Source organism: Gordonia sp. SL306, assembly GCF_026625785.1.
GTDB lineage: Bacteria > Actinomycetota > Actinomycetes > Mycobacteriales > Mycobacteriaceae > Gordonia.
In genome coordinates this window covers 5,092,822-5,108,126 of sequence record NZ_CP113063.1, presented here as the reverse complement: position 1 = coordinate 5,108,126, position 15,305 = coordinate 5,092,822, and the positions used below count along the sequence as shown (strand labels likewise).

General features: G+C 65.0%; 14 protein-coding genes and 1 pseudogene. 5 read left to right on the top strand and 10 right to left on the bottom strand.

Annotated features, from left to right (window positions below; translation table 11 throughout):
• Positions 1 to 3: 3 nt before the first annotated feature.
• On the bottom strand, positions 4 to 498 hold the full coding sequence (locus OVA31_RS23410; protein ID WP_420714108.1) for a M15 family metallopeptidase: 495 nt from the start codon (positions 496 to 498) through the stop codon (positions 4 to 6).
• Positions 499 to 610: 112 nt separating this feature from the next.
• Between OVA31_RS23410 and OVA31_RS23405 the strand changes: the two genes are divergently transcribed.
• Complete coding sequence (locus OVA31_RS23405; protein ID WP_267628924.1) at positions 611 to 1,852, top strand: DUF2235 domain-containing protein; 1,242 nt, start codon at positions 611 to 613, stop codon at positions 1,850 to 1,852.
• Here OVA31_RS23405 and OVA31_RS23400 read toward each other — a convergent pair.
• Positions 1,842 to 1,958, bottom strand: a pseudogene (locus OVA31_RS23400) (ATPase); the annotation flags it as partial. The gene OVA31_RS23405 and the pseudogene OVA31_RS23400 overlap by 11 nt on opposite strands.
• 10 nt (positions 1,959 to 1,968) lie before the next feature.
• Positions 1,969 to 2,289: an ArsR/SmtB family transcription factor gene (locus OVA31_RS23395; protein WP_267631676.1), complete on the bottom strand. Its 321-nt coding sequence runs from the start codon at positions 2,287 to 2,289 to the stop codon at positions 1,969 to 1,971.
• Positions 2,290 to 2,396: 107 nt separating this feature from the next.
• On the opposite strand from OVA31_RS23395, the gene OVA31_RS23390 reads away from it, so the two are divergent.
• On the top strand, positions 2,397 to 3,107 hold the full coding sequence (locus OVA31_RS23390) for a cutinase family protein (RefSeq protein WP_267628923.1): 711 nt from the start codon (positions 2,397 to 2,399) through the stop codon (positions 3,105 to 3,107).
• Between the two features lie 4 nt (positions 3,108 to 3,111).
• Here OVA31_RS23390 and OVA31_RS23385 read toward each other — a convergent pair whose 3' ends face one another.
• The 6 genes from OVA31_RS23385 to OVA31_RS23360 form a co-directional block, all read right to left on the bottom strand.
• Positions 3,112 to 6,456: an ATP-binding protein gene (locus OVA31_RS23385; RefSeq protein WP_267628922.1), complete on the bottom strand. Its 3,345-nt coding sequence runs from the start codon at positions 6,454 to 6,456 to the stop codon at positions 3,112 to 3,114.
• Positions 6,453 to 7,238 carry a DUF4194 domain-containing protein gene (locus OVA31_RS23380; RefSeq protein WP_267628921.1) on the bottom strand — a complete coding sequence of 262 codons (786 nt, stop codon included), beginning with the start codon at positions 7,236 to 7,238 and terminating at the stop codon, positions 6,453 to 6,455. The genes OVA31_RS23385 and OVA31_RS23380 overlap by 4 nt, the downstream gene beginning before the upstream one ends.
• Positions 7,235 to 8,695, bottom strand: coding sequence for a DUF3375 domain-containing protein (locus tag OVA31_RS23375; RefSeq protein ID WP_267628920.1), 1,461 nt, complete (start codon positions 8,693 to 8,695; stop codon positions 7,235 to 7,237). Before OVA31_RS23375 ends, OVA31_RS23380 begins: the two co-directional genes overlap by 4 nt.
• Positions 8,696 to 8,846: 151 nt before the next feature.
• Positions 8,847 to 10,340 (bottom strand): FAD-dependent oxidoreductase, encoded by a 1,494-nt coding sequence (locus tag OVA31_RS23370; RefSeq protein ID WP_267628919.1) that lies wholly within the window; start codon positions 10,338 to 10,340, stop codon positions 8,847 to 8,849.
• A 230-nt stretch (positions 10,341 to 10,570) separates the two neighbouring features.
• Complete coding sequence (locus OVA31_RS23365) at positions 10,571 to 10,978, bottom strand: VOC family protein (RefSeq protein WP_267628918.1); 408 nt, start codon at positions 10,976 to 10,978, stop codon at positions 10,571 to 10,573.
• Positions 10,963 to 11,259 (bottom strand): ArsR/SmtB family transcription factor, encoded by a 297-nt coding sequence (locus OVA31_RS23360; RefSeq protein WP_267628917.1) that lies wholly within the window; start codon positions 11,257 to 11,259, stop codon positions 10,963 to 10,965. The genes OVA31_RS23365 and OVA31_RS23360 overlap by 16 nt, the downstream gene beginning before the upstream one ends.
• 94 nt (positions 11,260 to 11,353) lie before the next feature.
• Between OVA31_RS23360 and OVA31_RS23355 the strand changes: the two genes are divergently transcribed.
• The 3 genes from OVA31_RS23355 to OVA31_RS23345 all read left to right on the top strand — a co-directional run bounded on the left by OVA31_RS23355 (position 11,354) and on the right by OVA31_RS23345 (position 14,380).
• Positions 11,354 to 12,469 carry an alpha/beta hydrolase gene (locus OVA31_RS23355; RefSeq protein WP_267628916.1) on the top strand — a complete coding sequence of 372 codons (1,116 nt, stop codon included), beginning with the start codon at positions 11,354 to 11,356 and terminating at the stop codon, positions 12,467 to 12,469.
• Between the two features lie 37 nt (positions 12,470 to 12,506).
• Positions 12,507 to 13,949, top strand: coding sequence for an MFS transporter (locus OVA31_RS23350; RefSeq protein ID WP_267628915.1), 1,443 nt, complete (start codon positions 12,507 to 12,509; stop codon positions 13,947 to 13,949).
• 83 nt (positions 13,950 to 14,032) lie between these two features.
• Positions 14,033 to 14,380, top strand: coding sequence for a rhodanese-like domain-containing protein (locus OVA31_RS23345; protein WP_267628914.1), 348 nt, complete (start codon positions 14,033 to 14,035; stop codon positions 14,378 to 14,380).
• Positions 14,381 to 14,391: 11 nt separating this feature from the next.
• Here OVA31_RS23345 and OVA31_RS23340 read toward each other — a convergent pair whose 3' ends face one another.
• Positions 14,392 to 15,246 (bottom strand): SDR family oxidoreductase, encoded by an 855-nt coding sequence (locus tag OVA31_RS23340; protein ID WP_267631675.1) that lies wholly within the window; start codon positions 15,244 to 15,246, stop codon positions 14,392 to 14,394.
• Between the last annotated feature and the right edge of the window lie 59 nt (positions 15,247 to 15,305).

Below are 15,305 nucleotides of genomic sequence, written 5' to 3'. Positions count from 1 at the left end.
CGGTCAGCGTCTGCGTGCAGCGGCATCGGGCCACATCGGTGGGCAGCGCGTGCCCGGCACCGTGGCCACCTCGAAATGCCACCACTCGTTGACGAACGTGCGGCACAGGCCCCAGCGCCAGCCGCGTGCCGCCAGCCACGCCGCCCCGGAACGAGGTCCGACGTCGATCGCGTGACCGGTCACGTGTGTGGACTCCCGTGGCGGGAGTACCCAACGGCGCGCGGCCCGCGGACTGCCGTAGGTGGCGATCCCGTTCCGCCAGAGCCGCTCCTGCTCGCCGACGGTCCGCCTCCCTGAGGTGATCGACAGCGGGATGCCCTGCCTGTGGGCCGAATCCGCCGCGTGGGTGTATGACGTTGCGAGCACCGGATCCAGTCCCGCCGTGTCGGTCGCGGCATTCGCATCGGACCCGGACACGACCGAGAACAGTCCGATCGCCCCGACGATCACCGCCGACAGAATCGCGCGCTTCGGCCGTGAACAGGTGTGCATCGGCATCTGAGTAGTAAACCGCACGGCACTCGGGTAGCGCGCTACTCATGTCCGAACTCGGCCGGGTTGTCATGGTGATCGTGTCCGACAACGAGGCAAATGCAGGAGGAGAAGTCCGTTGAAGCGTCTGGTTGTGTGCTGTGACGGCACGTGGAAATCATCGAAGGACCCCCGGATCTCCAACATCGAGAAGATCGCGCGAGCCATCACGACCCGAACTCACGACGACACGATTCAGTTGGTGCACTACTGCAGCGGCGTCGGTACCGCCGGGAGCTGGTATGACCGTGTGCTCGGCGGTGCGCTCGGCCGCGGTCTGGACATCAGCCTCCTCGACGCCTATCGCTACCTCGCCTTGAACTACGAGCCGGGTGATGAGATCTACGTCTTCGGATTCAGCCGCGGTGCTTACACCGCTCGCAGTCTGGTCGGCATGATCTCGAGGGTCGGATTGCTGACGGCCGACAATCTCGCGTGCCCGCCCTCGACCTCGTCGAATCTCCTGGACGATGCGCTGCAGGCCTACCGGGCCCAGGGCGCCACCCGTGGGGCACAGCAGCGAGCCGTCCAGAAGTACACGTATGGATTCACATCACCTGAGAAACTCCCCCGCATCACCTTCATCGGGGTGTTCGACACGGTGGGAGCCCTGGGAATCCCGGGCTTGACTCGATCGAACTACGCATTCCACGACGTCGAACTGAGTGATCAGGTCGATTGCGCGCGCCAGGCGCTGGCGATCGACGAACGGCGGCTCACCTTCGAGCCCTGTGTGTGGGAGAAGAAGGCCGACCCCGACACCGATCTGCAGCAGGTCTGGTTCGAAGGCGTGCATTCGGACATCGGTGGGGGCCTCGATCGATCGGCGCCCTCGGATCTCACGCTCGCGTGGATGGTCTCCGAAGCAGAGGGGCAGGGACTCCGGTTCGATCGCGGACGCCTACCCGGCGCCCAGGCAGAGAGGCCGGCTGTGGAGGATGCGTGCTACGCACCACACGACTCGTTGACGTGGGCGTATCGATTCGTCAACGTGGTCAGGCTCTGCTTCGGCATCAAGCGGGGTGGCGTACAGGTGAAGCGGCACAAGGGCCAATCGCGGTTGCTCGAGGTCGCGAAGGATCCAGCGACTCCCCTGTACATCGCGGCGCCTGCCCGCCAGAGGTGGCACGAGCAGCCCACACGCGCGAAGCAGGCGCAGAACGTCTCCTGGTGGGTCGATCTGGTCGGGCCGGACGCTCTGGAGGATCGTGTGATCACGATCCCGGAGCTCGGCGAGATGAAAGACGCTTCGGCGACAAGAGATTTCGAGGTCGTCGGAGGCGACGCGATGAGGCGTGGGTTCGCGACGGCTACGTCGTGACCAGCCGGCGGTATCTGCGAAGGTAGAGAGGCCATCCTGGTCGCTGTCTTCCGTTGCGGAGTGATTCCCAGCCCGTCCCATGGCGGTTGAGGTGGCGATGCTCGAGTCCATCTCACTCATCGTCGCTCTCCTTTTCCGCGTCGTTCGACAACGCGTCGACTGTCGGCGAAACCGGTCAACGTGCGCTGCCAGAAAGTGTCGAGTTGATCTTTCAATGCCGTCAGGGCCACCGGATCCACGTGGTAGACCCGCCGCGTTCCGTGCTCGACGTCGACCACGACGCCGGTCTGCTTGAGTACTCGAAAGTGTTGGGAGACTGCGGGTCTACTGATGGGCAGCTGGTCTGCCAGCTCACCGACCGATACGGGTCGCACCGCGAGCGCAACCAGGATCTGCCTGCGTGACGCATCGGCGAGGATGGCCCAGGGCTCGGCCATCGGTCCGTTCGTCTCCACGAACGGTAAGTATCCGCTTACCGTTACTCCGCCTCCAGGGTGCGACGAACCGCAGACGTGCCGGTCAGAACGCCGTAGCATCCAACAGCATGATCAAACGCTCGCTCCTGGTTCTCCTCGGCGTGGCCATGGTCGGCGCCGCGACCCTGACGGCGCAGGCCCCGCGAGCGGAGGCCCAGACGTGTCCCGACGTGGAGGTCGTGTTCGCGCGCGGTACCGCTGAACCCGCGCCGCCGGTCGGATTGACCGGTCTTGCTTTCGACGCGGCCCTCCGGGCCCAGCTGGCAGGCAAATCGGTCGCCGTGTACGGGGTGAACTACCCGGCGAGCAGCAACTTCAACAATCGACTCGCGTTCGCCCAGACGGTTGTGAACGGGGTGAACAACGCACAGGCACGCGTCAAGTACATGGCGTCGAGGTGCCCGCGAACCAAGATCGTGCTCGGCGGCTATTCGCAGGGCGCCGTGGTGGCCGGCTACGCAGCCAATGCAGGTATCTCGCTGCCGGCGCGATATGCGCAGTACACGTCCAAGATCCCGCCGCCCTTGCCCGCGGCGGCCGCGAGCAAGGTGGCGGCCATCGTCATGTTCGGACCGCCGTCGGATCGCTTCCTCCGCGATGTCGGGGCGCCTCCGATCACGATCGATCCGCGACTCGCGAACCGGACGATCCGCTACTGCATCCCGGGCGACACCATCTGCAACGGTGCCCCGGTCGGGCAGCCGAACGGTCTACATGTTCTCTACACGGTGAACGGCATGACCTTCGACGCCGCGCGATACGTCGCCGCTCGCCTGTAGAAGCTCACACCGGTAGCTGTCCCCCTGTCGATCTGCGCAGGTCCGAGAAGGCCTGGATCGACGTCGACATGGCGGTGGCGACGGGTCGGGCGCCGGCCCCCTCGGTCTTGGACACCATGATCACGTTGTCGATGTACGGCTGAATGGTGCTGGTGTTCTGCACTGTTGCGACGATGATCAGTTGGAAACCGAACTTGCGGAACGCCGACAGTGCCTGCTGCGCGAACTGTGGATCCGACTTGGAGAAGGCTTCGTCGAGCATGAGTTGAGCGAAGATCGGTCGGTTGTCGTCGCCCTGGGGGCTCGCGAGATTGAAGCTGAGGGCGCCGGCAAGGCAGAAGGCCATCAGCTTCTCCTGCTCACCGCCGGAATTGTCGCCGGCGTTGCTGTAGGTGCGGATCGTCTCCCCGGTGACGGCGTCATGTTCTTCGCAGTAGAAATCGAAGCGGTTACGTACGTCGAGCGCGTCGCGGGTCCATTGCCGATCTTCGGGTGTGGTGCCTCCGAGTCGTTCGCGCAGCAGCAGGATGTCGGCGTACTGCTCGAGGATCGCCTGCTCGTCGCCGAAGCTGACGGCTGTGGTTCGCTGCGAGATCTGCCGCGCCTTCTCGGTGAGGTCCGCGACCGCGGCAAGGTTCTTTCGTCCGGGATGGAGCCGAAGTCGGGTGCCGCGGTTGAACGCCACCGCGGCCAGACCGGTGTTGACCCGCTCGATCTGGTCGACGATGCGTCGTTCCTCTGCGTCGGCGGTCATGTGCAGGTTGAGGATCGCCCCGGGCGCCTGCTCGGTGATCAGACGTCGCATGCGCTCGTAGGCGGCGGGAAGTTCGCGTTCATCGATCCGGCGGCTCAACGCGACGTAGTCGTGCACGCGCTCATCGAAGTCGTCGCTGTCGTTCGGGATCGCGTCGGGGAACTCTTCGTCGTAGCTGTCGAGGATCCGGCCGAGTTCGTCTCGTGAACGGCGGGCGTCCGACCGCATCCGGTCGCGGTCCTTCACGACTGCCTTCATCAATTCCTGCCGGAACGCTTCGGGTGCGAGCACGTCGAGCGCGGCCGGGGACTCCTCACGGAATCCGTCGAGGGTCTTCTCCGCCTGTGCGGGAACATCTTCGGGTTTGAGTCGATCGACGAGGTCGAGCAGCTGGGTGCGGCGGCGGTCGTGCGTGGCGATCTTGTCCCGCACCAGGGCGGCCTGCGAGATCGCCGATCGCACCTGCTCCCAGATGTCCTCGGCTTTGCGTTGGAGCGCCTCGATGTCCGGGTGTTCCTCCATCAGCAGTTCGTACTGCTCGGTGAGCTGGTCGACCCGGTCGTCGGCGGAATCGGTGTCGATCTCGCTCCACTGGGTGAACTGTTCACACACCCGGCGATAGTCGTCACGACGTTGCTGCCGCGCGGTGCGGTCGCGGTCGAGTTCGGCGCTGGCCTCCCGCGCCGCGTCGTAGGCACCCTGCTCGTGATCGAACTCGTCCCGCAGAGCCGCGATCTTGGATTCGACGTTTCCGACGAAGATGTGTTGCGACGGCCGCAGGGCTTGACGATCGTCCTTGATGGCCAGTTTCGCCGAATCCTTGCGCAGACCTTGGTCGGTCACGGCCTTGGCGTGATCGGCGAAGTCGGTGGGCGAATCGACGCAGACGTAGTTCCCCAGCCGGGACAGGATGGACAACGCCTCGGCCGAGCACGGGTGATCCGGATCGACGGCACGTAGTTTCGCACCCAAGGTGGCGGGTTCGGCGGCGGGTGCCGCACGGTTCTCGGCGTGATGCAGCTGAATCCGGCCGCGCATGTCGTGGCTGTTCACAAAACGAAGTGCGGCTCGGAAATGCTTGTCGGGAACCAGAAGTCGTAGGCCTGCGTTACGGAGGACCTTTTCCACCGCGGATCGCCAACGCTCTTGGTCGGGATGCAGCTCCACCATCTCGGCGACATAGCGCAGTTCGGATTCGTCGATCTGCAGCGAGTTGGCGATGGCCCGGCGCATCTCGTGTTCGGCACGTGGGAGTGCCGAACCCGCCTGCTCCACACGACTCAGCTCCTCCTGCGCGGCATCACGCTGGGTACGCGCCGCGACTTCGCGGGCCAGTGTCTCCGCGAAGTGCGCCTTGCCCGCGTCGAGCTGCCCGTCGATCTGGGTCGCCTCCTCCAGGAGGCTCGCGCGTAGGGACCAGAACTCCTCGGCATCGTCGGGGATGTCGGCGCCGAGGGCCGAGATCTTGTTCTCGTAGCTCGTGCGTCGCATGGAGGCCTCGTTGCTGACCTTCTGCGCGGTCGCGAGCTGCTCCTGCAGCGGGGCGAGATCGCCTGTCGAGGTCGCGATCCGCGACAACAGGTGACTGTGATCTTGCCGGAGCTGGTCGTGCTGGCCGGTCAGCGCGGCGAGATCGGCGTCGAGGCGGGCGATCTGATCATCGAGGTCGGCCACCTCCGGCTCGGCATTGCGCAGGCGCAAGTTGTTCAGGTAGGCGCGCACCGTGGCGGTGTCGATGGTGTCGAGGACCGTAAACGTGGCGGCCTCGGCCGCATACCTCTCCTGGAGGGTTTCGATGGTGCCCAGAATCGTGCGCTTGCGTCGCGCCACGTCGAGGAGTTCGCGCGCTTCGACGAGCGGATCGATCTGCTCGAGCGCATCTTTGATCCCGGCGGTACTGGTGGGCTCGTCCAGCATGAATTCGCGGACGAACTGGGCCAGGCCACCGACGCTCTTGAGCGACTTGGCCTTGCCGAGGAGCTGCTGGGCGGCCTCCGAGCCCCGGATTCCGATCAGCGAGTACAGGGTCGCCAGGTATTTGCCTTCGCCCGGCCCACCCCGCCAGCCCTGTTCGCGGAACTTGGCCGAGTTGTAGTTGTTGCCTGCCCACGCATTACACACATCGACGATGTCGACGTCGCCGTCGTGAACGAAGTACGAGCTGTGCGCGTCGGTCATCTTGCCCGCCGCAAGCCATTTCAGCACGAGGCCGGTGATCGAGGATCCGGAACTCGAGGTATAGGTGACGGCGATGGCGGCCCACGCCGGCCCGGTCCCACGCAGGTACATGATCTCGCGATGGGCATTGGTCCCGTCACGTCGTTCGCCCCAGGCGCCGCGCACGTACTTCCCGACGGTGCGTTTGCCACTCGATGATCCTGCCGCGGTCGCGTCGCCGGAGGCATTGAAGTTGCGTCGGTGGTCCGGGAGGAAAGCCAGTGAGATCGCATCCAGCAATGAGGATTTGCCGCTTCCCGACGATCCGGTGATCAGCGATCCGGAGGTACTGAACGGGATCGAATGGTAGCCATCGAAGACTCCCCAGTTGATCAATTGCAGTCGGGACAGGTGATATTGGTCGACCGGTCCGCTCACCAATCATCTCCTTCGTCGTCGTCGCTGTCGTCGCCATCAACGCCCGCCGACTCGAACGCTTCGGCCGGTGGCGCGTCGTCACCGGTCTCCCCCGATCCGATGAACTGCTCGAACTGCTTTTGCAGGTCGGTGATCACGGATGCGGTCATCACCGCCGAGATGACCGGGCTGACCGTGAAGGTGTCCGGGTCATCCCGATGTCTCCGCAGGAACTCCAGCTCGTCCATCTTGTCGATGGCGTGCTCGATGCGTTTGTCGAACAGTGCCAGGTCGCGGTCGATGGTGTTGGTGACACCGGCGAACAACTCGTGGATCTCTTCCCGGGTGATCAGCACTCGTTCGTCGCGGGACGCGCGCAGGTATTTGGCGAGGTGCAACGCCAGGATCGCATCGTAGGTGTGAATCGCTTCTCGCTTGAGTATTCTTCTGCCCCAGCGAGACTCGTATCCCGCCTGCTCCACGAAGGCGACCTCGAGTTCGTCGACGATACGCAGACGCAGGTCCAGCTCGGACAGCCGGACCCTGAGTTGGTCCTGGTATTCGGCAACCCAGGCCCACAGCTGCGGCTGACGGTCGCCACTGACGAAACGGCGGGTCAGGAGATTCTGCAGGGCCCAGCAGGCACGATCGGGCAGAGCGCTGACGTCGCCGTCGAACCGCGGTGGCCCTTGACTGTCGTCGCGACCGCCACGCTGCACTGCCGGGAGATCGTCGTAGCCGGCGAACTCGTCGGGTACTCCCCCGCCGCTTCGCTCGCCCGTGACGTCGAGATTGCTGGTCATAGTGCGTCGACCTCCGCGGTCGGAATCGGTTCGGTGAACATCAGGGCCGGCACCTCGATGATGCGATCCTCCCCTTCGAGGGATCGGAATCGGACGAAGACCGATTCCGGATCAGCAGTACCGGACTGTTTGAGAGCCCAGGACCACAGCACGATGACGTGGGCGAGGTAGGGCTCGTCGACCCGTGCGATCACATCCGACAGGGCGATCGGGCCGTCGTCGACAGCCGCGTTCACGACTTCGGTGAGTTCGACGGTGTCGACCTGACCGGACAGCGACGCGAACGTGGTGAGATCGCCATTTCCGGTCGCCGGCAGGGCCGGTGCCGGAGGGGCAGGGTCGCGGATCTCGAACGCCAGCCGACCTGCCGACGTGATCGATGGTGTCGCCAAGGGCAATTCGTAACCGATCCGGCGGTCTGCCAGAGAGGTCTTCAACAGATCGTTCGCCGTTGCCAGTGCGTCGTTGAGTTGTCGCGCGATCCCCCGGCTCTGCTCGAGTGTTCCCGAAGCGACGAATCTGCGGATGCGTCGCGCGCAACGCTGGCGAGTACGTCCGACCTCTGCCATCTGCTGGGTGACGAGGCCGAAGAAGTCGTCCATCACCGATCGGAGACCGTGGTCGATGCCGGGGAGTTGTCTTGTCACCGTGGTGATGTCGGCGACGAGCCGGGCCCGCTGCTGCGGGTCCTGGATCATGTGGGTGAAGGCATGATAGGACGCACTCTGGGACGACTCGAGCAGGGCCTCGTAGTCGTCGAACATCTGTCGTTGACGATCCCGGTACGCGAGATCCGAGTCGTGCGGGTCGTCGAGCAGCGCGGTCGTGATCCGATCCAGCATGCTGCCGTACTGGCCGATGTCGGAGATGATCTGTTCCATCTGATACGCGATCGCCCGCGCCTCGTCCTCGGCGACCCGGAGGTCCGGTTCGGGACGTCGTCCCGCGTCGAGGTCGGCGAGTTCGGCGTCGAGTTCGGAGATCTGGTACTCGATCTCCTCACGTATCTGACGTGGGTCGTTCGTGACCTGGCCGGCGACGCGATGCAATCCGGCTGCGATGCCGTTGATCGAGCCGCCGGTCGCAACACTGTCCTCACGTCTCAGACGCCGGACGTAATCGACAACCGAGCGAGCCTCCGAGGTCAGGTAACAGAGATTCTGGGCTGTCCGGACACTCGCGTCGGTGACCCGGTGCAGCCACCCCTGCCTGGCCCACAGTTTGACAAGCTCCAGGCCGCTCGGTTGGTCGGCGACGCCGAGAGTGACCATGTCGCGTTCGAGTCGCACGGCCAGATCGGTCTCGGACAATCTCGTGCCGAAGTCCAGGTGACGTTCCATCAACGTCACGTAGAGGGCCGAGTTGTTCGCCGCGAAGAGTCGGACCGCTGCGGACCTCTGGATCCCTCGATTGGCATCCCACGCGTCAGCCAGTGTCGGCTGCTCAGCACTCTCCATCGCCGCCTCACGGGTTTCACAGGGACTGGTGGACCCGAGGTAGTGTGCCACGTTTGATCGCCGTCGCTGATGCTGCGGGGTGGTCGACGGGTGCCGTGCGGAATCTGTGCAGGTCCGATCGCGAGCCGTTCATCGTCGCCGGTGACCGGAGTCACTCAGATCGACGCGGACCCCGGACCAGCGGGCCGCACCGGATGTCGAACCGGTCTCTGACGATATCCAGCGTCCGACGATGATGCTCCCGTTGCCGCCGATGGCTGAGTGCGAACTCCACGAGACCGACCATCTGGCGTGGGAGTGGATACCAGAGATCGAGGCTGAAGCCGGCCTCCGCGAGGACCTTCCTCGGAACACTGTCCGCGATGAGGCTGAGGTTGTATTGGGCGAGGGCCGCCAGTGTGTAGGGCACCGTTGCGGCGCCCTTCTCACGGAGCTCCTGAACGTCCAGCTCGTACAGGGGGATCTCGTGCAGCTTGTCGAGAAACATCAGGTGCGTGAGGAAGTAGCCCATGTAGGTCGGCAAGTGCAGGACCGCGGACCGGTCGTCTACTGTCACCACACCCCCGGTGTCGGACATGTACGGCTCGTACGGGTGTCCTCCGCGCGCGACGTACCCGGTGCAGTTGACGATCCAACTCCCGGCATCCACCGGGGTCGACGATCCGCTCCGGAGGCGGAGTTGTGTTGCGCCGCCACGCGCGACGGCATCGACTAGGTGATCGTGGATGACCGTGTTGAGACCGTTGACAATGGTTGTGGATTCCGCCTCGGAGAGAATTCCATACAGGTTGTGGGTGGCATCCGGAATCGGGCCGGTTCCGTACGCGGTACGGAACCAATCGGTGACCTCCTTCTCGTTGGTTCCGTCGAAGCGGAGGGCGGCAGCCGCTGCGGTGCCGTTCGGTCGCGCACCTCCCCACCATCGTCGCGTCCCGGACGGATAGAACCGGTCTCGTGACAGGAAGAATGTGCCGGCGCCGGAGACCATGTTCACCTCACGTCCCGGATATCGGCTGATGATCGCGTGGGCGGTGTCCATCGCAGTCTTCCCGCTCCCGATGATCCACACCGGCGCATCGGACGCCCGCATCTCCTCGCCATTGACGTCCCAGGAATTGGGCGACACGGATCGAACGTGAGGACTGGACAGGGCCAACGGATCGTTGGGCTGTACTGCGAGCCCGTACGCCTTGATCAGCCGCGGAGTCTCAACGACCATGTGGTCACCGTCGCCGGCGCGGAATGTCGATCGAATCGTTCCGCCGCTCTCGGTGGTCGATTCGAGTGTCCACCCGTAGTGTTCGTCGACCCTCACCCGCTCCCCGAGGACGGACACGAGATGATCGAAGTGGTCGAGCACCTCATTTCGATTCGCGAGATATGACCGGTCCCGGTCGAGAGTCCACGCAACATTCCCGGCCGTGAAGAGGCCGTGCGGCTGATGCAGGCGAACATAAGGATAGGTGTCGACCCACATGCCGCCGGGCCGTATGCGGCGGTCGACGAGAATCACCTTGTGGCCGCGACCAAGGTAGCGGGTCGCTGCGAAAAGTGCGTTCATCCCGGCGATTCCGGCTCCGACTATGCACAGATCCGCAGTCTCGACACCGCTCGGAGAACGTTCCGCTCGATTTCGCACTGTCATAGGGACCTCCGAGTGTCGGCTCGGATATCATTGTCTCCCGTTCCGGGGATACTTATCGGAGAAATCGTCCTTCCGAATGACAGCGCTGCGCGAGCGAAGTTCAACCCGCCGGCGCTCGGGCTCACTGAGGTGACCGTCGAATTTTGCTGAGCCAGTGTGAATCTGGCCTGGCGAGCAGTCGCCGGCCCCCGGCGACTGCTCGCCAGCCCCGGGGGGATCGCTCTCCCTGGCTAAGGGGTCGCCCCGTCGCGCTTCTCCGCCACCAGCTGAACCAGGTTCCCGCAGGTGTCGTCGAAGACGGCGATGACGGCGGTGCCGATGTCCGTCGGCGGCTGCGTGAACACCACTCCCGCGGCGGTGAGTCGTGCATGTTCGGCCTCGACATCGTCTACGGCGAACTGGACGAGCGGGATTCCGTCCTCCACCAATGCATTCCGATACGGCTGGACGGCGGGGTGGCCGCAGGGTTCCAACAGCAACTCGGGCCCGTCCGGGGACTCGGGCGAGACCACGGTGAGCCACGAGGCGTCGCCGCCCAGCGGGATGTCGTGGTGCTTCGTGAAGCCGAGCACGTCGGTGTAGAAGGCGAGAGCGGCTCGCTGGTCGTCGACGAACACACTGGTCAGGTTGATTCGCATCGATCATGCCTTTCTGTGGTGGGCCACCGATGCGTGATCTGCTCGAGTGGCTCCGGGGTGAAGTAGTGGAACTTGGATCGTCCGCGTCGCTCGGTGACGACCAGCCCCGCGGATTCCAGAACCGCGAGATGTTGTGAGATCGCCTGCCGGGTGAGCCCACGTGCGTGTCGCGTCGTCAGCAGCGCGCAGATCTCGAACAGCGTCTGGCCGTCGCTCGCGGCGAGTTCATCGAGGATGAGACGTCTGGTCTCGTCGTCGAGGGCTCGGAACACGTCGACCATGCTCGCCACTATAGGCAAGTCATCACTTGCCTATCAAGTCCGTCGGCATGTTGTCCACGGCAGTCGACCACGTCCGGCCACTAGCATGGGCGTCATGGTGATGGCTGATCGTCCGGAAGTGCAGACGGCGTCAGGACCGGTGACCGCACTCACCGTGATGGGACTCGCCGAGAGCATGCTCAACGGGCTGGCGCGGGTGCCGTTCCGGCGACCCTGGCACGGCCCGGGCGGGCTGCTCGACAACGTGGGTCAGTCGGTCACGCGCCAGGTCGTGAGGTCGTTCATGGGCTACTCGATGGGGCTGCCCATCGAGGAGTTCCGGTCGATGGAGAAGATCCTCGACGACATCTGCCTGGCAGTGATCCCGCCGTTCGTCGGCGTCATCGACGGCGTGGAGATCACCGACGACACGATCGGTGGCGTGCCGGGGATCTGGTGTCGCGCGAAGGCCAGCTCGGACGCATTCGTCGACGACTCCGACGACAAGGAGACGATCGGCGCCACCATCCTCTACCTGCACGGCGGTGGCTACATCGGCACCTCGCCGATCATGTATTCCGCGTTCGCTGCGTCTCTCGTCGGGATCACGGGATACGAGGTCTTCATCGCCGACTATCGGATGGCGCCGGAATTCCCCTTCCCTGCGGGGGTGCTGGACGCCGCCGATGTCTACCAAGGCCTACTCGACCGCGGGGTCGACCCGGAGCACCTCGTCATCGCGGGCGACTCCGGAGGCGGTGGACTGGCGACGTCGTTGGTGTCCTACCTGCACAGTCACTCCAAGCCGAGGCCTGCGGCGCTGGCTCTCTTCTCACCGGAGGTCGATCTCGATCTGGACCATCCGTCGATCACCGAGAACGCTCAGTTCGACATCCTCCCGTGGAACGTCCCGGTCACGCCGTACCTCCATGGCGTCCAGCCGAACGACGAACGTGTCTCAGCGGTGCACGCGGCACCCGATCCCGAGTGGTTTCCCCCGACGTTCGCCTGCTGGGGCGCCGATGAGATGTTCCGGGACGGGATTCGTGAGTTCGCCGAGGGTCTGCAGGCCGCCGGGGTGAGGGTGCATGCGATGGAGGAGCGTGGGATGTTCCACGTGTTCCCCATCCTGATGCCTTGGGCGGAATCGTCGAGGCGCGTGTTCCGCGCCCTCCACGAGCTGGCCGGCCGCTACGTCACCCCCGACCCCGACGCGGAACAGACGCACTGACGTGACCGGCGTCGGCGTGTCGACAGATCGGTCTTCCATGGGACCTGTTGTGGCCGTCGCGATTCTCGCATCCTTCGTCGCGTTCCTGGACGGATCTGTGGTCAATCTGGCGCTACCGGCGATCTCCGGCGATCTCGGCGGCGGTCTGGCCACACAGCAGTGGGTCGTGGACGCCTACCTGCTGTCCTTGGGTGCGCTGATCCTGGTTGCCGGCTCCATCTCGGACGCGTTCGGCCGGTTACCTGTTCTGCGAGCCGGATTGGTGATCTTCGGCGTGTCGTCGGTGGTGTGTGCGCTTGCTCCGACCGACCTGATCCTGATCATCGGTCGTGGCGTCCAGGGTGCCGGCGCCGCACTGCTGGTCCCCAGCTCGCTGGCCCTGATCAATTCGGCGTTCTCTCCCGACGACCAGCCCAAGGCGATCGGGACCTGGACCGCGTGGACGGGCACCGCGTTCGTGGTGGGGCCGCTGCTCGGCGGTGTCCTCGTCGACGCGTTGAACTGGCGCTGGATCTTTGCCGTGAACGTTCTCCCCGTGGTCGTCACCTTGGTGCTGTCTACACGGCTCGCCGAAGCGCCGCGGCCGTCGGCACGCACCAAGATCGACGTGCCAGGGGCGGTGCTCACCGCCCTCGGTCTCGCCGGGACCGTGTACGCCCTGATCGAGGAGCAACGTCTGGGATTGTCGAGTCCCGCTGTGGCGGTGTCGCTCGTCGTCGGCGTCCTGTGTCTGGCAGGCCTGGGCTGGCGGGAATTGCACACGGACCATCCGATGATCCCGCTTCGGATGTTCCGGGTGCGCAACTTCGGCGTCGGCAACCTCGCAACGACCTTCATGTACGCAGGCCTGTCGATGGGTTCACTGATCACCGCGATCTTCCTGCAGGAGGTCGCCGGGTTCTCGGCGCTTGCTGCCGGACTCGCGACATTGCCCGTCCCGGTGCTGTCGTTCTTCATAGCTCGCCCCGTCGGCGCGCTCTCGGCGCGATACGGTCCACGCCTGTTCATGGCGTCCGGTCCGATCCTCGCCGGGTGCGGCTACCTGCTGATGCTCACCACCGACGACGATTTCAACTTCTGGTGGCAGATGTTGCCAGGGCTCGTACTCTTCGGTCTCGGGTTGTCGGTGACGGTCACGCCGTTGACGTCTGCGGTCCTCGCGGCCGTGAGTCGGGAGCAGAGTGGCATCGGTTCGGCCATCAACAACGCGATCTCGCGCGTTTCCGGGCTGGTGGCCGTCGCGTGCACCGGCATCATCGTGGGCGGAGTACTCGACACGGCCGGGTTTCACCGCACCGTTCTCATCACGGCCGTGCTGTTCATCGCCGGCGGTGTCGTGTCGGCCATCGGGATCCGCAACAGCGAGCACCGCGAAGGTCGCATTCCGCTGCGCGCCGCGGCCGGCTGCTACGACCGGGCGACTGCTCCGCCGAACGTGCACACCGACAGCGTCGGCGTCGGTCATCTTGACAATCCCTGATCGCCACCTTCAGACTAACTGAAGCTGTCGTCGGCAGCGGCTACTGGACATTGCCGACCGAGGTCGCGAAAGGGTTTCCACCCATGGGTATTCGTCACTACCTCCGGCACGCACCGGCTGTCAGCGCGGTCGAAGCGATGGGCATGGTGGCCGACGGTGCGCTGATCGTCGATGTGCGCCATCGTTTCGAGTGGAACCGCAACCACATTCCGGGGTCTGTCCACATTCCGCTCGAAGAACTGCGCGATCGATGCGTGGACTTGCCCGACGACCGCCTCCTCATCACCTTCTGCACAGGCGGACTGCGGTCGGCCGGTGCCGCGAACATGTTGATCGAGTTGGGCTTCGAGGCAAAGAACATGACGAAAGGACTCATCGACTGGCGAAGCGCCGGTGGACCACTACAGGTGGCGAAGCACCCACCATCCTGAGCCGGCGCCGGTCACGCTTGCGCTGCTGCCGGGCTCTCCTCGGTCGCGACGACGCCCCGGAGTCCGTCGGCCCCGAACAGCGGCTCGAGCATGGAGCTGAAATCCGGTCCGCGACGAAGCATCTGGCCACCGTCGACGTTGATGACCTGGCCGGTGATCCACGTGGAGCCCTCGCCCAGCAGGAAGGCCGCAAGGTGGCCGATGTCCTGGACCTCGCCGATCCGGGGTATCGGAGTGGACACCCGATAGTCCTCGGTCAGCTGCGGATCATCCAGCACAGCGGTCACCAGATCCGTCCGGATCAGGCCCGGCCGGATGCCGTTGACCCGCACCCGACTCGGCCCTAGTTCGTCTGCCGCGAGTGCGACCATGTGATCGACCGCCGATTTGGTCACGCCGTAGGCACCGAACCAGCGGTGCGTATTGCTGGCCGCGATCGAGGAGATCGCGACAAACGATCCCCCACCGGCCCGCACCAACTCGCGGGCCGAGTGCTTGAGAGTGAACATGGTCCCGTTGACGTTGAGATCGACGGTACGTTTCCAGGCCTCGCTGTCCATCTGCGTCAGCGGGCCGATCGTCTCGCTGCCGCCTGCGCACGCCACCACACCGTCGAGGCCGCCGCCGAACCGGGTCGCCGCGGCCACCGCGGCGACGACCTGATCCTCATCGGTGACGTCGGCGGCGTGCGCGTGCGCGCCTGCGCCCGCCGGTGCATCCAGGTCGAGCCGTTCCTGCACCGCGGTCAGTCGGTCGGCGGTCCGGCCGACGATCGTCACCTTGGCGCCGAGGCCGACCAGAACGGTGGCGATGCCCTCGCCGATTCCGCTGCCGCCACCGGTTATGAGTACAGATTTCCCTGTCATCGTCACGCCCCAAGACTAGAACACGTTCTAGTCTTGGGGTCTGGCGGGGCCGCTCCGGG

What these genes read in the sequence shown, in the direction of transcription:
- OVA31_RS23410 (WP_420714108.1), bottom strand. Translation starts at nt 498, where the DNA reads ATGCCGATGCACACCTGTTCACGGCCGAAGCGCGCGATTCTGTCGGCG.
- OVA31_RS23395 (WP_267631676.1), bottom strand. Translation starts at nt 2,289, where the DNA reads ATGGCCGAGCCCTGGGCCATCCTCGCCGATGCGTCACGCAGGCAGATC.
- OVA31_RS23390 (WP_267628923.1), top strand. Translation starts at nt 2,397, where the DNA reads ATGATCAAACGCTCGCTCCTGGTTCTCCTCGGCGTGGCCATGGTCGGC.
- OVA31_RS23380 (WP_267628921.1), bottom strand. Translation starts at nt 7,238, where the DNA reads ATGACCAGCAATCTCGACGTCACGGGCGAGCGAAGCGGCGGGGGAGTA.
- OVA31_RS23375 (WP_267628920.1), bottom strand. Translation starts at nt 8,695, where the DNA reads ATGGAGAGTGCTGAGCAGCCGACACTGGCTGACGCGTGGGATGCCAAT.
- OVA31_RS23370 (WP_267628919.1), bottom strand. Translation starts at nt 10,340, where the DNA reads ATGACAGTGCGAAATCGAGCGGAACGTTCTCCGAGCGGTGTCGAGACT.
- OVA31_RS23365 (WP_267628918.1), bottom strand. Translation starts at nt 10,978, where the DNA reads ATGCGAATCAACCTGACCAGTGTGTTCGTCGACGACCAGCGAGCCGCT.
- OVA31_RS23360 (WP_267628917.1), bottom strand. Translation starts at nt 11,259, where the DNA reads ATGGTCGACGTGTTCCGAGCCCTCGACGACGAGACCAGACGTCTCATC.
- OVA31_RS23355 (WP_267628916.1), top strand. Translation starts at nt 11,354, where the DNA reads ATGGTGATGGCTGATCGTCCGGAAGTGCAGACGGCGTCAGGACCGGTG.
- OVA31_RS23350 (WP_267628915.1), top strand. Translation starts at nt 12,507, where the DNA reads ATGGGACCTGTTGTGGCCGTCGCGATTCTCGCATCCTTCGTCGCGTTC.
- OVA31_RS23345 (WP_267628914.1), top strand. Translation starts at nt 14,033, where the DNA reads ATGGGTATTCGTCACTACCTCCGGCACGCACCGGCTGTCAGCGCGGTC.
- OVA31_RS23340 (WP_267631675.1), bottom strand. Translation starts at nt 15,246, where the DNA reads ATGACAGGGAAATCTGTACTCATAACCGGTGGCGGCAGCGGAATCGGC.